This is a genomic window from Amycolatopsis sp. NPDC028719 (assembly GCF_055565395.1).
On the sequence record NZ_JBVHUL010000007.1, the window covers coordinates 298,803 to 314,343 of the forward strand.

Genomic DNA, 15,541 nt, shown 5'->3' on the forward strand with positions numbered 1-15,541 from the left:
TGACAGCCCAGTCTGCGCCGTGTTGACTGCCGGAAGTGGGCTAGTTAGCCCAAAATGGCCGCAGGGCCGTGACCAAGAGACATGCGGAGGCACTCATGAAGGCAATCGTCGCGACGGACCAGGCCGCGGAAGCAGCCGGGATCACGCTCGTGCAGCGTCCCGAGCCGACGCCGGGGATCAACGACGTCGTCGTCGAAGTCCATGCGTCGGGCTTCGTCCCCGCGGAGTGGGAGTGGCCCTCGACGTGGGTGGACCGCTCCGGACACGATCGAGCTCAGGCGATCATCGGCCACGAGTTCGCCGGGGTGGTCTCCTCGCTCGGCTACGGCACGACAGGGCTCTCGCTGGGCCAGCGGGTCTTCGGGATCACCGACTGGCATCGCGACGGAACCCTGGCGGAGTACGTGGCCGTGGAGGCGCGCAACCTCGCGCCGCTGCCGGGCAACGTCGACTTCACGGTGGGTGCGAGCCTGCCGATCTCCGGGCTGACCGCGTGGCAGGGCCTGGTCCAGCACGGTCGTCTCCGGTCGGGGCAGACTGTCCTCGCCCACGGCGCCGCCGGCGCGGTCGGGTCCGTGGTGACGCAGCTCGCCCGGGAGTTCGGCGCCTACGTCATCGGGACCGGGCGAGCGGCGGACCGCCAGGCGGCGCTCGACTTCGGCGCGAACGAGTTCCTCGACCTCGACCACGACGATCTCGACGGCATCGGCGGGGTCGACCTGGTCTTCGACGTCATCGGCGGTGACGTCCAGCGGCGCTCGGCGAGCATCGTCCGTCCCGGTGGGACGTTGGTGTCGGTGGTCGGGCCCGTCGAGGCTCCCCCTGCCGACGGCCTCGCGATCGACTTCGTCGTCGAGTCCGTCCCGGGTCAGCTGGTGGAGATCGTCGACCGGGTGCGGGACGGGCGCCTTCGCACGCACATCGGAACGATCGCGACCCTCGATGATGCTGTCCCCGCGCTGAACCCGGCCGAGCGACGCAAAGGCAAGACCGTCATCCGCGTGCGCCCCTGAACGTAGGCAGTTCGAAAGCGCACACCGGCTGTAACCTCGGGGCGGTGGTGAGCGACTCAGCTCCTGAGCGAGGAGCTGCCCATGCCACAGCGTGAAATCGTCGTCACACCGAGCCGGTTCGGGTGGCTGGTGCTGGCCCTCATCTTCGCCGGCACGGCCGTCGTGCAGATCTACCTGTTCTTCTCGACCGCGGCCGGCTGGCCGGCGTGGGCGGCGATGGTCCTGGGGGCGCTGGCCCTGAGCTGCTTCGTGAACTCAGGGCTGCATGCGGGCTCCCGTCTCGAGATCAAGAACGTGAAGAGCGGAGAGCCGGCTGGATGAGGGGATGGTCCGACCCGTCAGCCGGTGGCGGCCCGGGTGAAGGGGCCGCCACCGGGCCGGTCAGGGACGGTGCTTGTGGCCGAGGCGGCGACGGCGGCCGGCGTTGCGTTCGTCGTGCAGTTCCTTCAACGAGCGCATCATCGCGTCCTCCTGCTGCATCAGCGGGTCGTGCCGCAGGTCCTTCCAGACCGACAGGCACAGCCCGACCATCACGAACAGGAACGGCACCGCGATCAGGATCGTGAGGTTCTGCAGGCCGGTCAGCGCCTCGTTGCCGCCGGCCAGCAGCATGACCGCCGCGACCGCGCCCATCAGCACACCCCAGAAGATCACCACGCTCTTCTTGGGGTGCACGCTGCCGCGCTGGGACAGCGTGCCCATCACCACCGAGGCGGCGTCCGCGCCGGAGACGAAGAAGATCGACACCAGCAGCATCACCAGTATCGCGATCGGCACGAACCACGGCAGGGTCTCCAGCAGCTCGAACGTCGCCGACTGCGCGCTGCCCGCGCCCGCGATGTCCGTTCCGGCGCGCTGCCTGCTGATCGCCGCGCCGCCGAAGATCGCGAACCACAGCAGGCTCACGATGCTCGGGATGGCGATGACGCCGAAGATGAACTGCCGGATGGTGCGGCCGCGCGAGATGCGGGCGATGAACATGCCGACGAACGGCGTCCACGAGATCCACCACGCCCAGTAGAAGACCGTCCAGCCACTGAGCCACGTCTGCATCTGCTCGCCGCCGGTCATGCCGGTGCGGCCGGACATCTCGGCGAACTCGCGGAAGTAGTCCCCGATCGCGCCGGGCACGATGTTGAGGATCAGCACGGTCGGCCCGACCACCAGCACGAACACCGCGAGCACCGCGGCGAGCACCATGTTGATGTTGGACAGCCACTGGATGCCCTTGGCCACCCCGGAAACCGCCGACGCGATGAACGCGACGGTGAGGATCGCGATGATCGCCACCAGCAGGCCCTTGCCCGGGTCGTCGATCCAGCCGACGGCGCCCATGCCGCCGCCGACCTGCAGCGCGCCGAGGCCGAGCGACGCGGCCGAACCGAACAGCGTGGCGAAGATCGCCATGACGTCGATCGCCTTGCCCAGCGGCCCCTCGGTGCGCCGGGTCCCGAGCAGCGGCGCGAACACCGAGCTGATGAGCTGGGTCCGGCCCTTGCGGAAGGTGCTGTAGGCGATGGCGAGGCCGACGACCGCGTAGATGGCCCACGGGTGCACGGTCCAGTGGAACAACGTGGTCGCCATCGCGGTGTGGACGGCTTCGTCGGAGTTCGGGGCCGCGGTCCCCGGCGGCGGGCTGGCCAGGTGCGAAACCGGTTCGTAGACACCGAAGAACATCAGCCCGATGCCCATCCCGGCACTGAACATCATCGCGATCCACGACGACGTCCGGAACTCGGGCAGCTCCTTGTCCTGGCCCAGCGGGATCCGGCCGTAGCGGCTGATGGCCAGGCACACCGCGAAGAGGACGAACCCGCTGGCGGTGAGCACGAAGGCCCAGCCGCCGTACGGGATCACGGCGTTGTTCAGCACGGTCGAGGCGACACCGGCGAGGCTCGCCGGGGAGAGGACGCCCCAGCCGATGATGGCGACCGCGAGCACGGCCGCGACCCCGAACACGACGCGGTCGGTGGCGGCCGGGCGGTCGGCCGCGACGTCGAGGGGAACGTGCTCGTCGGGCGAGTGCCCGGGACCGGTGGTGTCCGGGGCGTTGGCGACGTCCGTCGCGGCGGACGTCACCTCCTCTTCTTCCGCTTGCCTGCCGTCCTGCGAAGTCATGGTTCAGGCGCGCGCCAGTGGCGCACGATCTCCTTCCGCCCGAGTTGAGCCGTTTGTCCTACCCGGCACCCTAACCAGAAACGGGGTGCGCGGCAGAAAATGCGGACATCCGGGTTTGAAGCGGCGATCGTGGTGCTGACCTGCGGGGACGCGGGGCCGAGCCGGAGCGGTGATCCGCTCGGCTCGGCCGGTTTCCCGGCACCGGTGAGTTCGGGGCTTCGGGTGCGTCATACGTGCACAGGCTGAAGTTCGCAGAGAGAAGGTGTGGTCCTGGTGACCGACGAAATGATCTTGGTGACAGGCGCGGCCGGCAGAGCCGGATCCGCGGTGATCAAGGCGTTCCTCCGCCGGGGTGTGCCGGTGCGGGCCCTGGTGCGCGACGCGGCACGCGCGCCGGAGCTGGCCGGCCTGCCCGGTGTCACGGTGGTCGAGGGCGATCTGCGTGACCGGTCGGCGCTGGCTCCGGCCCTGGAGGGGGTGAAGCGGGCGTTGCTGATCTCGTCGCCGCGTGCGGAGATGGTCGACGCGCAGATCAGCTTCATCGACGCCGCGCGGGCGGCGGGCGTGCCGCACGTGGTCAAGTTTTCCGGCCGGGAAGCCGGTGTCGGCTTCGACCAGGACGTGTTCCGCGGCACCCGCTGGCACGGCCGGATCGAGCGGTACCTGGAGCGGTCCGGGCTGGCGTGGACGCACCTGCGGCCCAGCCAGTTCATGCAGAACTACCTGCCCGGCACGGTCACCGGGGTGGACGCCGCGGCGGGGGAGCTGGTGCTGCCGATCGGCGACACGCGGCTGTCTCCGGTCGACGTTGCCGACGTCGCCGAGATCGCGGCCGGGCTGCTCACCGCGGACGGCCACGAAAACCGGGCCTACGACATCACCGGCCCGGAAGCGCTGACGATGACCGAGATCGTCGAGCGCATCTCCGCCGCGACCGGCAGGACTTTCCGCTACGTCGACGTGACGTTCGAGGAGCAGCGCCGCCGCTACGCCGCCGCCGGCCTGCCGCCGCACGTGGTGGACCTGTTCGACGAGCAGTTCCGGGAGCGCCGGCGCACCCCGGAGGCCCGGGTCGAGCTGGCCGCGCACCACCTCTTCGGGGTGACGCCGACCAGCTTCGCGGACTTCGCTCGGGATCACGCGGCCGAGTTCGCCGGGCAGGCGCGGTGAACGCCACGCATGCGCCGCGCGGTGCGGTGTTCCAATGATGACCATGCCGCTCGACGAACTGCGTGCCTTGCTGGCCCGGCATGCCCGGCCCGAGCCGAGCACGGACATCGATGCCGTGCGCATCTTCCGCGCCGATCGGCCCACCCGCCGACGCCGACCACCTACAGCAAGGTGCTGGCCGTCGTCGCCCAGGGCGTCAACCGGTTCGCGCTGGGCGACCGCGTCTACGAGCGCCGCGCCGGGGGAGTACGTCATCGCTTCGGTCGACCTGCCGGTGACCGCGCAGTTCCTCCGAGCCGGCCCGGAGGAACCCGCGCTCGGCTTCGGCCTGGACCTGCGGCCGGCCGCCGTCGCCGAGGTGCTGCTGGCCGCGGACGCCGGGCGGCTGCCGGAACTCGCCCCCGGCGCGACGGCCGGTCTGGCCGTCAGCACCGCGTCCGCCGAACTGCTCGACGCCGTCGTCCGTCTCCTGCGGCTGCTCGATCAGCCCCGCGAATCCCCGTGCTCGCGCCCCTGATCAAACGGGAGATCATCTGGCGGTTGCCGACCGGTGAGCAGAGCACCGTTCTGCGTCAGTTCGGCTTACCCGACAGCAGTCTCAGCCACATCGCCAGGGCCGTCCAATGGATCCGCGACAACTACGCGCTGCCCTTCCGCGTCGAGGAGGTGGCGCAGAAGGCGGGCATGAGCGTCTCCGCGTTCCACCGCAACTTCCAGGCCGTCCGCCTGGGCGCGAACGTCCGAACCGGAGCATCCGGCACTTCTCGGGACCGTTGACCAGAACTCGCGACTTCTTGTCCGATCCTGCCCGCCTGCCCTGCTGACGGGTCCGGCCGCGGGGGACTCGCTATAGCCTGCCCGGACAGCGGCACCGGAAGACGGCTCGCGGCCGGCTGGTGTCCGGCAAGCGACGACGCGCGTGCACGACCGCACGCACTGTTGTCAGCCTGAGAGGACGGCGATGACCGACCACACCCGCAGCGACATATCGTTGCGAGTCAACGAGATGACCCACCGGCTGTCCGTGGACAACCGCAGGACCCTGCTCGACGCGTTGCGGGAGGACCTCGGCCTCACCGGGCCCAAGAAAGGGTGCGACCACGGGCAATGCGGCGCCTGCACGGTGCTGTGCGACGGCCGGCGGGTGGTCTCCTGCCTGACCCTCGCGGTCGCCGCCGACACCACCTCGGTCACGACCGTCGAGGGACTGGCCACCGAGGGCGAGCTGCGGCCGATCCAGGAGGCTTTCCTGCGCCTGGACGGCTTCCAGTGCGGTTTCTGCACCCCCGGACAGCTCTGCTCGGCGGTCGGGATGCTCGCCGAACACGCCGCGGGCTGGCCCAGCGCCGTCACCGCCGTCGACGCACCGGACCAGGCGCCGGAACTGGACGAAACCGAAGTGCGCGAACGGATGAGCGGCAACCTGTGCCGCTGCGGGGCGTACCCGCCGATCGTGCGCGCGGTGCTCGAGACCGCGGCACGTGAGGGCGGTGCGGCGTGAGGGAGTTCGCCTACCAGCGCGCCGCACAGGTCCGGGACGCGCTCACCGCGGTCGCCGGCGATGCCGGCGCCCGGTACCTGGGTGGGGGCACGAATCTCGTCGACCTGATGAAGTGCGGAGTCGAGGAGCCGACCCGGCTGGTGGACGTACGGCAGCTGCCGCTCGACGGTGTCCGCGACACACCGGACGGCGGGCTGGTCATCGGTGCGACCACGACGAACAGCGACGTGGCCGCGCATCCCGAGGTGCGCCGCCGGTTCCCGGCGCTGACCCAGGCCGTCCTGGCGGGCGCGTCCGGCCAGCTGCGGAACATGGCCACGGTGGGCGGCAACCTGGTGCAGCGGACCCGTTGTGGTTACTTCGCCGACCTTTCCCAGCCGTGCAACAAGCGAGTGCCCGGCAGTGGGTGCGCCGCGCTCGGGGGAGTGCACCACAACCACGCGGTACTCGGCCACTCCGAGCACTGCGTGGCGACCCACCCCTCGGACATGGCGGTGGCGCTCGCCGCGTTGGACGCGGTCGTGCGCTACGAGACGCTCGACGGCGCCGGAGAGATCCCGTTGTCACGGTTTTACCTGCCGGTCGGTGACCGGCCGGACCGCGAAACCGCGTTACCGCCCGGCGCGCTGATCACCGCCGTCGTCCTGCCGGGGTCCGCGGCGGGCCTCCGGTCGCGTTACCGCAAGGTCCGCGAGCGCGCGTCGTACGCCTTCGCGACCGTGTCCGTCGCCGCCGCGCTCGACATCCGCGATGGCGTGGTGCGCGACGTACGCATCGCGCTGGGCGGTGTGGCTTCGCGTCCCTGGCGGCCCAGTTCCGCCGAGGCGCTGCTCCGCGGCGCCCGACCCACCGCCGACCGGCTCCGGACCTGCGCCGAGGAGGCGCTGAGCGAAGCCGATCCGTTGCGTGACAACGGGTACAAGGTGACCTTGGCGCGGAACCTGATCGCGGCCACGCTCGATGACCTCAGTGGAACGGACAAGAACCGATGAGCGCGAACCCCGCTTCCGGCGCCGTCGGCGCGCCACGCCCCCGGACCGAGGGCCGGCTCAAGGTCACCGGCGCCGTCCACTACGCCGCGGACGTGCCGATGCCGGACCTGGCCCACGGCTGGATGGTGACCGGCACCGTTTCCCGAGGCCGGATCCGCGACATCGACGCCTCGACAGCGCTCGGTATGCCGGGCGTGCTGGGCGTACTCGACCACCGCAACGCACCCCGCCTCAACCCCGAGGCCGGCAACTACTTCGGCCCGGACGGCAGCCTCCGGCTCCTGCAGGACGAGGCGATTCCGTACGCGGGCCGGCCCCTCGCGCTGGTGGTGGCGGAAACGCCCGAGCAGGCCAGAGCGGCGGCAGCGGCGCTGCGGGTGACCTGCGACGTCGAACCGCACGATCTGGACCTGCGCCTGGACCACCCGGCCGCGCGGCCGGCGTCGACCGCCTTCGGCCCGGAGGCGGACATCGGTGACCTGGACGCGGAACTGGCGGCGTCCGCCGTGGTGGTCGAGGAGCGGTACCGCACTCCCGAGGAAAGCCACTGCGCCATGGAGCCGCACGCCGCGACCGCGTGGTGGGACTCCGGCCACCTGTACGCCGAGGACTCCAACCAGGGGGCGTTCAGCGTGTCCGAGGTCCTGGCCGCGTTGTGGTCCATCGACCGGGAGCGGGTGCACGTTCGTTCCGAGCACGTCGGCGGGGGTTTCGGCGGCAAGGGCGCCTGCGGCCCGCAGGTGGTGCTCGCGTCGATGGCCGGCCGGCGGTTCGGCCGCCCGGTGCGGATCGCCATGACCCGGGCACAGGCTTTCGAGACGACCTCGTCGCGGCCTCGAACAGACCAGGTGGTGACCATCGGCGCGGACGCCGACGGCCGCCTGCGGGCCATCCACCACCGGGCGGCCTACGGCCTGTCGCCGCTTTCGGAGTACATCGAGGCGTGCACCGAGCAGGCCAAGATCCTGTACTCGGCGCCGGCGATCCGCACGCGGCTCACCGCCGTGCCCCTCGACATCCTGCCGCCCGCCTCGATGCGCGGCCCCGGCGCGACGCCCGGCTCGTTCGCCCTGGAGTCGGCGGTCGACGAGGTCGCCGAGCGGCTCGACATGGACCCCCTCGAACTGCGCCTGCGCAACCAGCCCGCCGTCACGCCCGTCTCGGGAAAGCCTTTCAGCACCCGCCGCCTGGTCTCCTGCATGGGCGAGGGCGCGCGCCGGTTCGGCTGGGCGGCGCGCGACCGGCGCCCCCGCCGCCGGCGCGAGGGCCCGCTGCTGGTCGGCAGCGGCATGGCCACCACGTCGTTCAGCGCCGGGGTGTTCCCGTCGAAGGCCTCGATCACCGCGGAGCCGGACGGGACGTTCACGGTGTCGATCGGGGCGAGCGACATCGGCACGGGCGCCCGGACCGCGCTGACCGCGGTCGCCGCCGACGCGCTGGGAGCCGGCACCGAGCGGATCCGCATCCGGATCGGCGACAGCGACTTCGGAATGGCGTGGGGCGCGGGCGGTTCACGCGGTACCACGTCCTGGTCCTTCGCGATCACCGAGGCCGCGAATGAACTGCGGGAGAACCTGGACGACCCGGTCCGGCCGATGACCGTGACGGTGGACACCAGCACGAGGATCGATTTCCAGCCGGCCACGGAACGCCAGACCTACAGCGCCGTCTTCGCGGAGGTCACCGTCGACCCGGCCACCGGCGAGGTACGGGTACGCCGGCTGCTCGGCATGTTCGCCGTGGGCCGGGTGATCAACCCGCTGCTGGCGCGCAGCCAGGTGGTCGGCGGGATGACCATGGGGCTGTCCATGGCCCTGCACGAGGAAAGCGTGCGAGACCCCCGCACCGGCCGGCTGGCGAACGGCGACTTCGCCGGCTACCACATCGCCGCGCACGCCGACGTGCCCGACATCGAGGCCGGCTTCGTGCCGGACTACGAGCCCCAGGACCCGTCCGGGTTCAACGGCCTCGGCGAAATCGGCACGGCAGGCACCGCGGCCGCGATCGCCAACGCCGTGTGGCACGCCACCGGAACCCGCCAGCGGAACCTCCCGATCCGCCTCGACCGCGTGCTGGAGCAGACCACTGCCGTCGCTTCGCCTTCGCTGCGATAGCGGGCGGACAACCGCGCCGAGACGGGGAACCGCTCGGCATCCCGTCGCAGCGGTCAGCTCTCGTCCACGACGCAGTGGGCCAGGCGCAGTCTCCCGGCCGGGTTCGCACGAGTCGTGCGGCCTGGCTGCCCCGGCGCAGGTCGAGGGCGTGGTGTCCCGGGGCAGACGTCTTGAATGAGTCATTCAGGACCTCCCAAGACCTGAATGACTAATTCAGGACTGGGCTTGACCCGTGTTGGCGGACACCTCCGATCAGGGCGCCAGCCCCTGGGAAGGGATGCCCCCTCATCATGGAACCCATGGCCAGGAAGAAACCACGAGCGCCGCAACGACCCGGCGGGCCTTCACCCCCGAGTTCAAAACCCAGATCGTCGAGCTGGTGCAACACGGCGAACGAACAGTGCCCGAAGTGGTGCGTGAGTTCGAGCTGTCCGACTCAGTGGCGCGGAAATGGATCGTCCAGGCCGAACGCGACGCCGGTGTCCGCACCGACGGGCTGACCAGCACCGAGAAGGCCGAACTCGCCGCGCTGCGACGAGAGAACACCCGGTTGCGGGAGGACGTGGAGATCCTGAAACGAGCGACGGCTTTCTTCGCGAAGGAGACCCGGTGAACGTCTACCCGTTCATCGAGGCGGAGAACCCTGCGCCTCGACGCGGACGGCACCGTGCCTTCGGACAACCCCTTCGGCAACTACGTGTGGAGCTACGGCCACCGCAACCCGCAGGGACTCGCGTTCGACTCCCAGGGACGGTTGTGGGAACAGGAGTTCGGCGACGGGACCATGGACGAGACCAACCTGATCACCAAGGGCGGCAACTACGGCTGGCCGGCGTGTGAAGGCACCTCCGGAACGTGCGGCACCGCCGGCTTCATCGCCCCCAAGCACACCTACCCCACCTCGGAGGGCTCCTGCTCCGGCATCGCCATCGTCCGCGACGTGCTCTACGTCGCCTGCGAACGCGGGACCCGGATGTACCGGGAAGTGATCAGCGGCAGCGATCTGACAGGAGTCCAGGCGTACTTCAACGGCACCTACGGACGGTTGCGCACCGTGGAGCCCGCCCCCGACGGCGGTCTCTGGCTGACCACCACCAACACCGGCGACAAGGACAGCACTCCCGACAACAGCAACGAGAAGATCTTCCACGTCGCACTGGGTGGGGGACAGTCCTAGACCGGCAGCGAAGCCGACTCGTCAGGGGCGTCGGTGAAACGCGGTCGGTTGCAACGGATCGCTTCGCTGCGGCTATGTTCCCTTCTTGCCGGACTTGGTGTGTAACCCGTCCAGTACGAGGGTGATGACACCGTCGGCTTCGGTCCGCCACCCGGGGCGGTCGTGGGCCGCGCCGATGCCGTGCAGCGCCATCATCACGGCACCGGCGTCCACGTCGTCGCGGACGGTGCCCTCCTGTACGGCGGCGGCCACCAGGTCGGTGACCGCTTGCTCCAGCGCCCGGCTGCCCTCGGCGAGAGCACCCGAGCGGTCGGCCCACAGCGTGGCCAGCGTCCGGGCCAGGCCCTGATGGGCGGCTATGTGGCCGACCATGTCGCGCAGGAAGGTCGCCAAGGCCTCCGCCGCGGGCAGGGTGGCCTGCAGCCGGCGGGCGCGGTCGCACAGCGCGGCGACTTCCCCGTGGTAGACCGCCTCGGCCAGCGCCTCCCGGGTGGGGAAGTGGCGGTACAGCGTGCCCGTGCCCACCCCGGCCAGCCGGGCGAAGTCATCGAAGCGCAGGTCGAAGAAGCCACCGGCGTCGAAGACCTCCCGGGCCTTGGCGAGCAGGGCGTCACGCTTGCGCTGGGCGTCGGCCCGCAGCGGCTTGTCGGCGGTCATGCGCTCCCTCGCGTTGACAACTGGAGATGACCTCCATATTCTGCCAGAAGTGGAGATGATCTCCATATCAATCGTACCCCACGAGGTGCACTGTGAAGATCCTGATGTTCGGCCGAGGCGTGATCGCCACTGTCTACGGCTGGGCCCTGCACCACGCGGGACACGAGGTCGAGTTCTACGTCCGGCCGGGCCGCGCGGCGACGTACGGCGACGCGGTGGACCTCGACCTGCTCGATACGCGGCGCCGGGTGTGGGGGCAGCGCGTCGTCGAGAAGTGGCCGGTGCGCTACCGCGAGAAGCTGGAGCCGGACCACGACTTCGACCTGATCGTGCTCAGCGTGCCGCACCACCGCCTCCCCGAGGCGACGGCCTTCCTGGCCCTGCGGGTCGGCCAGGCCACCGTGCTGGTCTTCGGCAACGTCTGGACCGAGCCGCGGGCCGCGATCGGCGACCTCCCCGCCGACCGGGTCGCCTGGGGCTTTCCCCAGGCCGGTGGCGGTTTCGACGCGGACGGCGTGCTCCGTGCGGGGCTGCTGCCGTCGGTCGTCTTCGGCACCCTCGGCCGGCCCCCGGCCGACCGGGAACGGGCCGCGCGCCAGGCGTTTCGAGAGGCCGGGTTCCGGCTCAAGGAGCGGCCCGACTTCCGCGGCTGGCTGTGGGTCCATTTCGTGTCGGACGCCGGCCTGTTCTCACAGGGCTTGAAGCGGGGTTCCCTGTCCGAGCTGGTGGGGGCCGGGGGCGACCTGCGCGAGGGGCTGCTGGCCGGCCGGGAGCTGCTGCCGCTCCTCCGGGCGCGCGGCGTCGACCTGCGACGGCACCGGGGCGGTGTGCTGCCGTTCCGGGCGCCCACCTGGCTGACGGCCCCCGCGCTCGCCTGGCTGACCGCTCATGTCGCGCTCGCGCGCGTGAGTCTCGCCGCGCACTCCGACCCCGACGCCGAGGAACCACGTGAGGTCTGCCGGGACACCCTGGCCGAAGCACGACGGCTGGGCGTCTCGGTACCGCGGCTGGAAGCGGCGGAGCCGTATTTCGCCCCGGAGCGGAAGGAAAAGTCATGACCACCGCCGAGAAGCACGAGTTCCCCATGGCCCGCACGTGCCCGTTCGCGCCGCCGCCGGCGTACGAAGAGATCCGCGAAGGAGAGCCGGTCTCGCGGGTTCGCCTGCCCGACGGCGGGCAGGGCTGGGTGGTCAGCCGCCACGAAGACGTGCGAACGGTGGTGAACGACCGGCGGTTCAGCGCAGACCGGCAGCACCCGGACTTCCCGGCGCTGGTCGAGGGCGAGGCGGCGTCCCGGCGGCCGGACGAGGAGCGCATGCTGATCGCGATGGACGCGCCCGAGCACGGGCCGGCGCGCAAAGCCGTGCTCGGCGAGTTCACGGTGCGCCGGCTGGAGGCGCTGCGGCCACGGATCCAGGAGATCGTCGACCGGCGGATCGACGCGCTGCTGGCCGGCCCGAAGCCCGGTGACCTGGTGGAGGCGCTGTCGCTGCCGGTTCCGTCGTTGGTGATCTGCGAGATGCGCGCAACCCGGAGCAGCTCGCGATGATCGAGGCCGACCCGGACACCACGCTGAACGCGGTCGAGGAAATGCTGCGGTACTTCACGATCGTCGACGTGGCGACGGCCCGGCTGTGCGTCGAAGACATCGAGGTCGGCGGGCAGCTGATCCGCGCCGGCGAAGGCGTGCTGGCGCTCGGTTGTTCGGCCGACCGGGACCCGCGGGCGTTCGAGAACCCGGACGAGCTCGACATCGAGCGCGGCGCGCGCCACCACCTCGCGTTCGGGTTCGGGCCGCACCAGTGCCTCGGCCAGAACCTGGCCCGGATGGATCTGCAGATCGTGTTCGACACGCTGTTCCGCCGCGTCCCCACGTTGGCGCTCGCGGTGGATGTCGCCTCGCCCGCGTGCCGTCGATCCTGTCCGCCTGGCCCGGTGGTGCGGGCAGCAGCTGGGCAGCCCACCGGCGGAGGAGATGTTCAGCTCCGGGTTCCTGTCTGCCGTCATGGGGCTGCGGCTGGCCGACGGCCGAGAGGTCGTGGTCAAGGTTCGTCCGGACTCGCCGCGGATCGCGGCCTGCGTCGAAGTCCAGCGCCGCCTGTTCCAGGCCGGCTATCCCTGCCTCCGGCCGCTCACCGGCGCCGTGCCTTTCGGTGGCGACGTCGCCACCGCGGAGGCCTACGTCCCCGGCGGTGCGCTGCTCCCGAGTGCGGAGCACGCGGCCGAGGCCTTCGCCGAGGCGTTCGCGCGGCTGATCCGGCTGGCCCCTCGGCCGGCCGAGGTGTCCACGCTCGATCCGGCGCCGTCGTGGGCGGCCTGGAACCACGCCGGGGACGGGTTGTGGCCGTGCCCGGAGGAAGACCCTGATGCCGACCTCGACGAGGTGGCCGGGCCGGCGTGGATCGACGATGCCGGGCGCCGTGCCCGGGACCGGCTGCGAGACAACGGCTCCCCGGCGGTGCTCGGCCACTGCGACTGGCTTGCCGGCAACCTGCGCTGGAGCGGGGACGCGCTGCTGGTGGTGCATGACTGGGACAGCGTGATCGCTGAGAGCGAAGCCGTCTTGGCCGGCTTCGCCGCCGCGCTGTATTCGACCGTCAAAGTGGACGAACTGGCCACCGTCGAGGACACGGAGCGGTTCCTCGACGCGTATTGCCGGGCGCGGGGCCGGGAGTTCGGCGCCGGCGAGCTCCGGCGGTCGTGGGCGGCGGGCGTCTGGACCAGGGCCTACGACGCCAAGTACCAGCACGCGGCCGGGCGGCCCAGCACCTCACTGACGGAGGATGAGGCCCGCGAGCGGCTCCGTCGGGCGGCGTCGCCGCGGTGCTGCTGAAGACGTCGGCGTCCCGCCATACCCGGGGCGGAGCGGAGCCGGCCGCCGCTCACGCACAGCGTCCGCTGCGAGCGAAATCACCCGACCCACAGCGCGATCGACTCCGAATCCCGTTCCGGCATGAATTCCTCACAGCGGCGAGAGGTGGGAAACGATGAGCCACGGACGGGAACTGGTGGACGAGCGGGACGCGGCCCGCCGGGTCGACGAGGTCACCGGCGCGCTGGAGCAGCTGACCGCGGCGCTGGACGAGGACGAGCGGCTGCCGGTGATCCTGCAGCGCGTGTGCCGGCAGGTCGTGCCCGCGGTGCCCGACACCGACCTGGCCAGCATCACGCTGTTGCGCGAGGGCGCCCCCTACACCGTCGCGGCCACCGGCGACGGGGCTCGCCGGATCGATCAGGCCCAGTACGACACCGGCCAAGGACCGTGCCCGGAAGCCGCCCGCACCGGGACCCTGCAGCGGTACGCCGGCAATGACGCGGCGGCGCGGTGGCCGCAGTTCGCCGCGGCCGCCGGCACGGACACCGTGGCCGGCTACCTGTCGGCGCCGCTGTTCATCGACCGTGAGTACCAGGGCTCGCTCAACCTCTACGGCACCGCCGGCCAGGGCTTCGGCACCCTGGACGTGGCGCTGCCGGAGCTCTGCACCACCGCCGCCGAAGCCGCGCTGCGCCCGCCGCTACACCGCCGCCCAGGAGACCATCGAGCAACTGCGCACCGCCCTGTCTTCCCGCGCGGTGATAGACCAGGCCGAAGGCATCCTCATGGCGCTGCACCGCATCTCCGCCGACGACGCGTTCGGGCGGTTGGTCGAGCAGTCCCAGGAACCGGACGGATGAACATGGTGACCGAACCGCCGGGCGAGCGCGATCCCGTGACGCCCGGCCGCACCGGCTCCGAGGTGGTCACCGTCCGGGCCGGGGCGGAGCTTCCCGATGCGCGCGTCGCGACGAAGACCTTCGCGCCCGCCTGGGACGCGCCCGCCGGTGCCGAGGTCGTCATCGACCTGTCGGCCGTGACCTACCTGCCGCTGGAAGCCGTCGTTCCGCTGGTGACCCTGGCCCGCCACCGCGAGGCTCGGGGCGGCGCGGTGCGGATCATCACCTCACCGCAGGCCCACCGGAAGCTCACGCTGCTCGGGCTGCACGCCGTGCTCACGCTCCACCCCGCCGGCCGAAGACACCACCCGTATGGACACTTCGCGGCTCAGGTCGCGGTGCGCCCACCGTCCACGTCGAGGATGGCGCCTTGCACGAAACTCGCCTCGCCGCCGGCGAGGTAGGTGATGGCAGCGGCGATCTCTTCGGCCGCCGCCGGCCGTCCGGCCGGTGCCGCGGCGGCCATGCGGTCGAGTCCCGGCCCGAAGCTCCGGGTCCCCTCGGTTCGGGTGGGGCCCGGGCTGACCGCGTTGACCCGCACGCCGTCCGGCCCGAACTCGGCCGCCCAGGCTTTGGTCAGCAGGGCCAAGGCGGCTTTGCTGGAGCCGTACACGGCGAAGCCGGGCATCCCGAAACGGGCGGCCATGCTCAGCACGTTGACGATGGTCCCGTGGCCGCGGGCGGCCATGGCGGGTGCCAGTCCGGCCACCAGGAGCAGCGGTGCCCGGACGTTCACCGCGTAGACGGAGTGCAAGTCGTCGTCGTGGACATCGGCCGTCGGTGCCGGGGCCGGATAGACGGCGGCGTTGTTGACGAGGACGTCGACGTGTCCGCCGCCGAGGTCGGCGGCTTGGCGGGCCAGGGCGCGTACCGAACCGGCGTCGCCGAGGTCGGTGGCGAGGAAGTCGGCCTTGCCGCCCGCACGGCGGATCGCGGAGACGACCGCGTCGCCTCGGGCGGTGTTCCGCCCGCCGACGATCACATGGGCGCCACGTCCGGCGAGCGAGACCGCCACCGCCCGGCCGATCCCGCTGGTGGCGCCGGTGACGAGAGCCGTGGAACCCGGCAGGTCGGTAGTCACTCGA

The 15,541-nt window shown here is 71.4% G+C and carries 16 protein-coding genes and 3 pseudogenes; 16 read left to right on the top strand and 3 right to left on the bottom strand.

What is annotated here, in order from left to right; all coding sequences use genetic code 11:
- Positions 1-95 precede the first annotated feature (95 nt).
- Together ACZ4TR_RS32055 and ACZ4TR_RS32060 are read left to right on the top strand one after the other, a co-directional pair.
- A complete protein-coding gene (locus ACZ4TR_RS32055) occupies positions 96-1,013 on the top strand; it encodes an NADP-dependent oxidoreductase (protein WP_465291223.1) in 918 nt (305 codons plus the stop codon).
- Between the two features lie 81 nt (positions 1,014-1,094).
- Positions 1,095-1,334 carry a hypothetical protein gene (locus tag ACZ4TR_RS32060; RefSeq protein ID WP_465291225.1) on the top strand — a complete coding sequence of 80 codons (240 nt, stop codon included), beginning with the start codon at positions 1,095-1,097 and terminating at the stop codon, positions 1,332-1,334.
- A 60-nt stretch (positions 1,335-1,394) separates the two neighbouring features.
- On the opposite strand, the gene ACZ4TR_RS32065 is transcribed toward ACZ4TR_RS32060, so the two are convergent.
- Entirely contained in the window at positions 1,395-3,131 is a 1,737-nt protein-coding gene (locus tag ACZ4TR_RS32065) for a BCCT family transporter (protein ID WP_465291227.1), read from the bottom strand.
- A gap of 273 nt (positions 3,132-3,404) precedes the next feature.
- On the opposite strand from ACZ4TR_RS32065, the gene ACZ4TR_RS32070 reads away from it, so the two are divergent.
- The 8 genes and pseudogenes from ACZ4TR_RS32070 to ACZ4TR_RS32105 form a co-directional block, all read left to right on the top strand.
- Positions 3,405-4,301, top strand: a complete 897-nt coding sequence (locus tag ACZ4TR_RS32070) for an SDR family oxidoreductase (protein ID WP_465291228.1) — start codon at positions 3,405-3,407, stop codon at positions 4,299-4,301.
- Between the two features lie 43 nt (positions 4,302-4,344).
- Positions 4,345-4,818 carry an AraC family transcriptional regulator gene (locus ACZ4TR_RS32075; RefSeq protein ID WP_465291229.1) on the top strand — a complete coding sequence of 158 codons (474 nt, stop codon included), beginning with the start codon at positions 4,345-4,347 and terminating at the stop codon, positions 4,816-4,818.
- Positions 4,803-5,078, top strand: coding sequence for a hypothetical protein (locus ACZ4TR_RS32080; RefSeq protein ID WP_465291231.1), 276 nt, complete (start codon positions 4,803-4,805; stop codon positions 5,076-5,078). The genes ACZ4TR_RS32075 and ACZ4TR_RS32080 overlap by 16 nt, the downstream gene beginning before the upstream one ends.
- A gap of 184 nt (positions 5,079-5,262) precedes the next feature.
- The gene (locus ACZ4TR_RS32085; protein WP_465291233.1) at positions 5,263-5,802 is read left to right on the top strand and encodes a (2Fe-2S)-binding protein; all 540 of its coding nucleotides are present in this window, start codon (positions 5,263-5,265) and stop codon (positions 5,800-5,802) included.
- Complete coding sequence (locus ACZ4TR_RS32090) at positions 5,799-6,794, top strand: FAD binding domain-containing protein (RefSeq protein WP_465291235.1); 996 nt, start codon at positions 5,799-5,801, stop codon at positions 6,792-6,794. The genes ACZ4TR_RS32085 and ACZ4TR_RS32090 overlap by 4 nt, the downstream gene beginning before the upstream one ends.
- Entirely contained in the window at positions 6,791-8,908 is a 2,118-nt protein-coding gene (locus tag ACZ4TR_RS32095) for a xanthine dehydrogenase family protein molybdopterin-binding subunit (RefSeq protein ID WP_465291237.1), read from the top strand. The genes ACZ4TR_RS32090 and ACZ4TR_RS32095 overlap by 4 nt, the downstream gene beginning before the upstream one ends.
- 232 nt (positions 8,909-9,140) lie before the next feature.
- Positions 9,141-9,521 carry a transposase gene (locus tag ACZ4TR_RS32100; protein ID WP_465291238.1) on the top strand — a complete coding sequence of 127 codons (381 nt, stop codon included), beginning with the start codon at positions 9,141-9,143 and terminating at the stop codon, positions 9,519-9,521.
- 27 nt (positions 9,522-9,548) lie between these two features.
- Positions 9,549-10,085, top strand: a pseudogene (locus tag ACZ4TR_RS32105) (PQQ-dependent sugar dehydrogenase); the annotation flags it as partial.
- 72 nt (positions 10,086-10,157) lie between these two features.
- Here ACZ4TR_RS32105 and ACZ4TR_RS32110 read toward each other — a convergent pair.
- On the bottom strand, positions 10,158-10,742 hold the full coding sequence (locus ACZ4TR_RS32110) for a TetR/AcrR family transcriptional regulator (protein ID WP_465291240.1): 585 nt from the start codon (positions 10,740-10,742) through the stop codon (positions 10,158-10,160).
- A 92-nt stretch (positions 10,743-10,834) separates the two neighbouring features.
- Between ACZ4TR_RS32110 and ACZ4TR_RS32115 the strand changes: the two genes are divergently transcribed.
- The 6 genes and pseudogenes from ACZ4TR_RS32115 (at position 10,835) to ACZ4TR_RS32140 (ending at position 14,417) form a co-directional block, all read left to right on the top strand.
- A complete protein-coding gene (locus ACZ4TR_RS32115) occupies positions 10,835-11,800 on the top strand; it encodes a ketopantoate reductase family protein (RefSeq protein ID WP_465291242.1) in 966 nt (321 codons plus the stop codon).
- Positions 11,797-12,291, top strand: coding sequence for a cytochrome P450 family protein (locus ACZ4TR_RS32120; RefSeq protein ID WP_465291244.1), 495 nt, complete (start codon positions 11,797-11,799; stop codon positions 12,289-12,291). Before ACZ4TR_RS32115 ends, ACZ4TR_RS32120 begins: the two co-directional genes overlap by 4 nt.
- Positions 12,270-12,629: pseudogene (locus ACZ4TR_RS32125) on the top strand (cytochrome P450); the annotation flags it as partial. The gene ACZ4TR_RS32120 and the pseudogene ACZ4TR_RS32125, both read left to right, overlap by 22 nt.
- Before the next feature lie 4 nt (positions 12,630-12,633).
- Complete coding sequence (locus tag ACZ4TR_RS32130; RefSeq protein WP_465291246.1) at positions 12,634-13,575, top strand: phosphotransferase; 942 nt, start codon at positions 12,634-12,636, stop codon at positions 13,573-13,575.
- A 154-nt stretch (positions 13,576-13,729) separates the two neighbouring features.
- Positions 13,730-14,185, top strand: a pseudogene (locus ACZ4TR_RS32135) (GAF domain-containing protein); the annotation flags it as partial.
- A gap of 130 nt (positions 14,186-14,315) precedes the next feature.
- Positions 14,316-14,417 carry an ANTAR domain-containing protein gene (locus ACZ4TR_RS32140; RefSeq protein ID WP_465291471.1) on the top strand — a complete coding sequence of 34 codons (102 nt, stop codon included), beginning with the start codon at positions 14,316-14,318 and terminating at the stop codon, positions 14,415-14,417.
- A 367-nt stretch (positions 14,418-14,784) separates the two neighbouring features.
- On the opposite strand, the gene ACZ4TR_RS32145 is transcribed toward ACZ4TR_RS32140, so the two are convergent.
- Complete coding sequence (locus ACZ4TR_RS32145) at positions 14,785-15,537, bottom strand: SDR family NAD(P)-dependent oxidoreductase (protein WP_465291248.1); 753 nt, start codon at positions 15,535-15,537, stop codon at positions 14,785-14,787.
- Between the last annotated feature and the right edge of the window lie 4 nt (positions 15,538-15,541).

Excerpts from the sequence above, each read along its gene's own strand:
- ACZ4TR_RS32055 (WP_465291223.1), top strand. The coding sequence starts at position 96 with ATGAAGGCAATCGTCGCGACGGACCAGGCCGCGGAAGCAGCCGGGATC.
- ACZ4TR_RS32060 (WP_465291225.1), top strand. The coding sequence starts at position 1,095 with ATGCCACAGCGTGAAATCGTCGTCACACCGAGCCGGTTCGGGTGGCTG.
- ACZ4TR_RS32065 (WP_465291227.1), bottom strand. The coding sequence starts at position 3,131 with ATGACTTCGCAGGACGGCAGGCAAGCGGAAGAAGAGGAGGTGACGTCC.
- ACZ4TR_RS32075 (WP_465291229.1), top strand. The coding sequence starts at position 4,345 with ATGCCGCTCGACGAACTGCGTGCCTTGCTGGCCCGGCATGCCCGGCCC.
- ACZ4TR_RS32085 (WP_465291233.1), top strand. The coding sequence starts at position 5,263 with ATGACCGACCACACCCGCAGCGACATATCGTTGCGAGTCAACGAGATG.
- ACZ4TR_RS32095 (WP_465291237.1), top strand. The coding sequence starts at position 6,791 with ATGAGCGCGAACCCCGCTTCCGGCGCCGTCGGCGCGCCACGCCCCCGG.
- ACZ4TR_RS32110 (WP_465291240.1), bottom strand. The coding sequence starts at position 10,742 with ATGACCGCCGACAAGCCGCTGCGGGCCGACGCCCAGCGCAAGCGTGAC.
- ACZ4TR_RS32120 (WP_465291244.1), top strand. The coding sequence starts at position 11,797 with ATGACCACCGCCGAGAAGCACGAGTTCCCCATGGCCCGCACGTGCCCG.
- ACZ4TR_RS32130 (WP_465291246.1), top strand. The coding sequence starts at position 12,634 with ATGTCGCCTCGCCCGCGTGCCGTCGATCCTGTCCGCCTGGCCCGGTGG.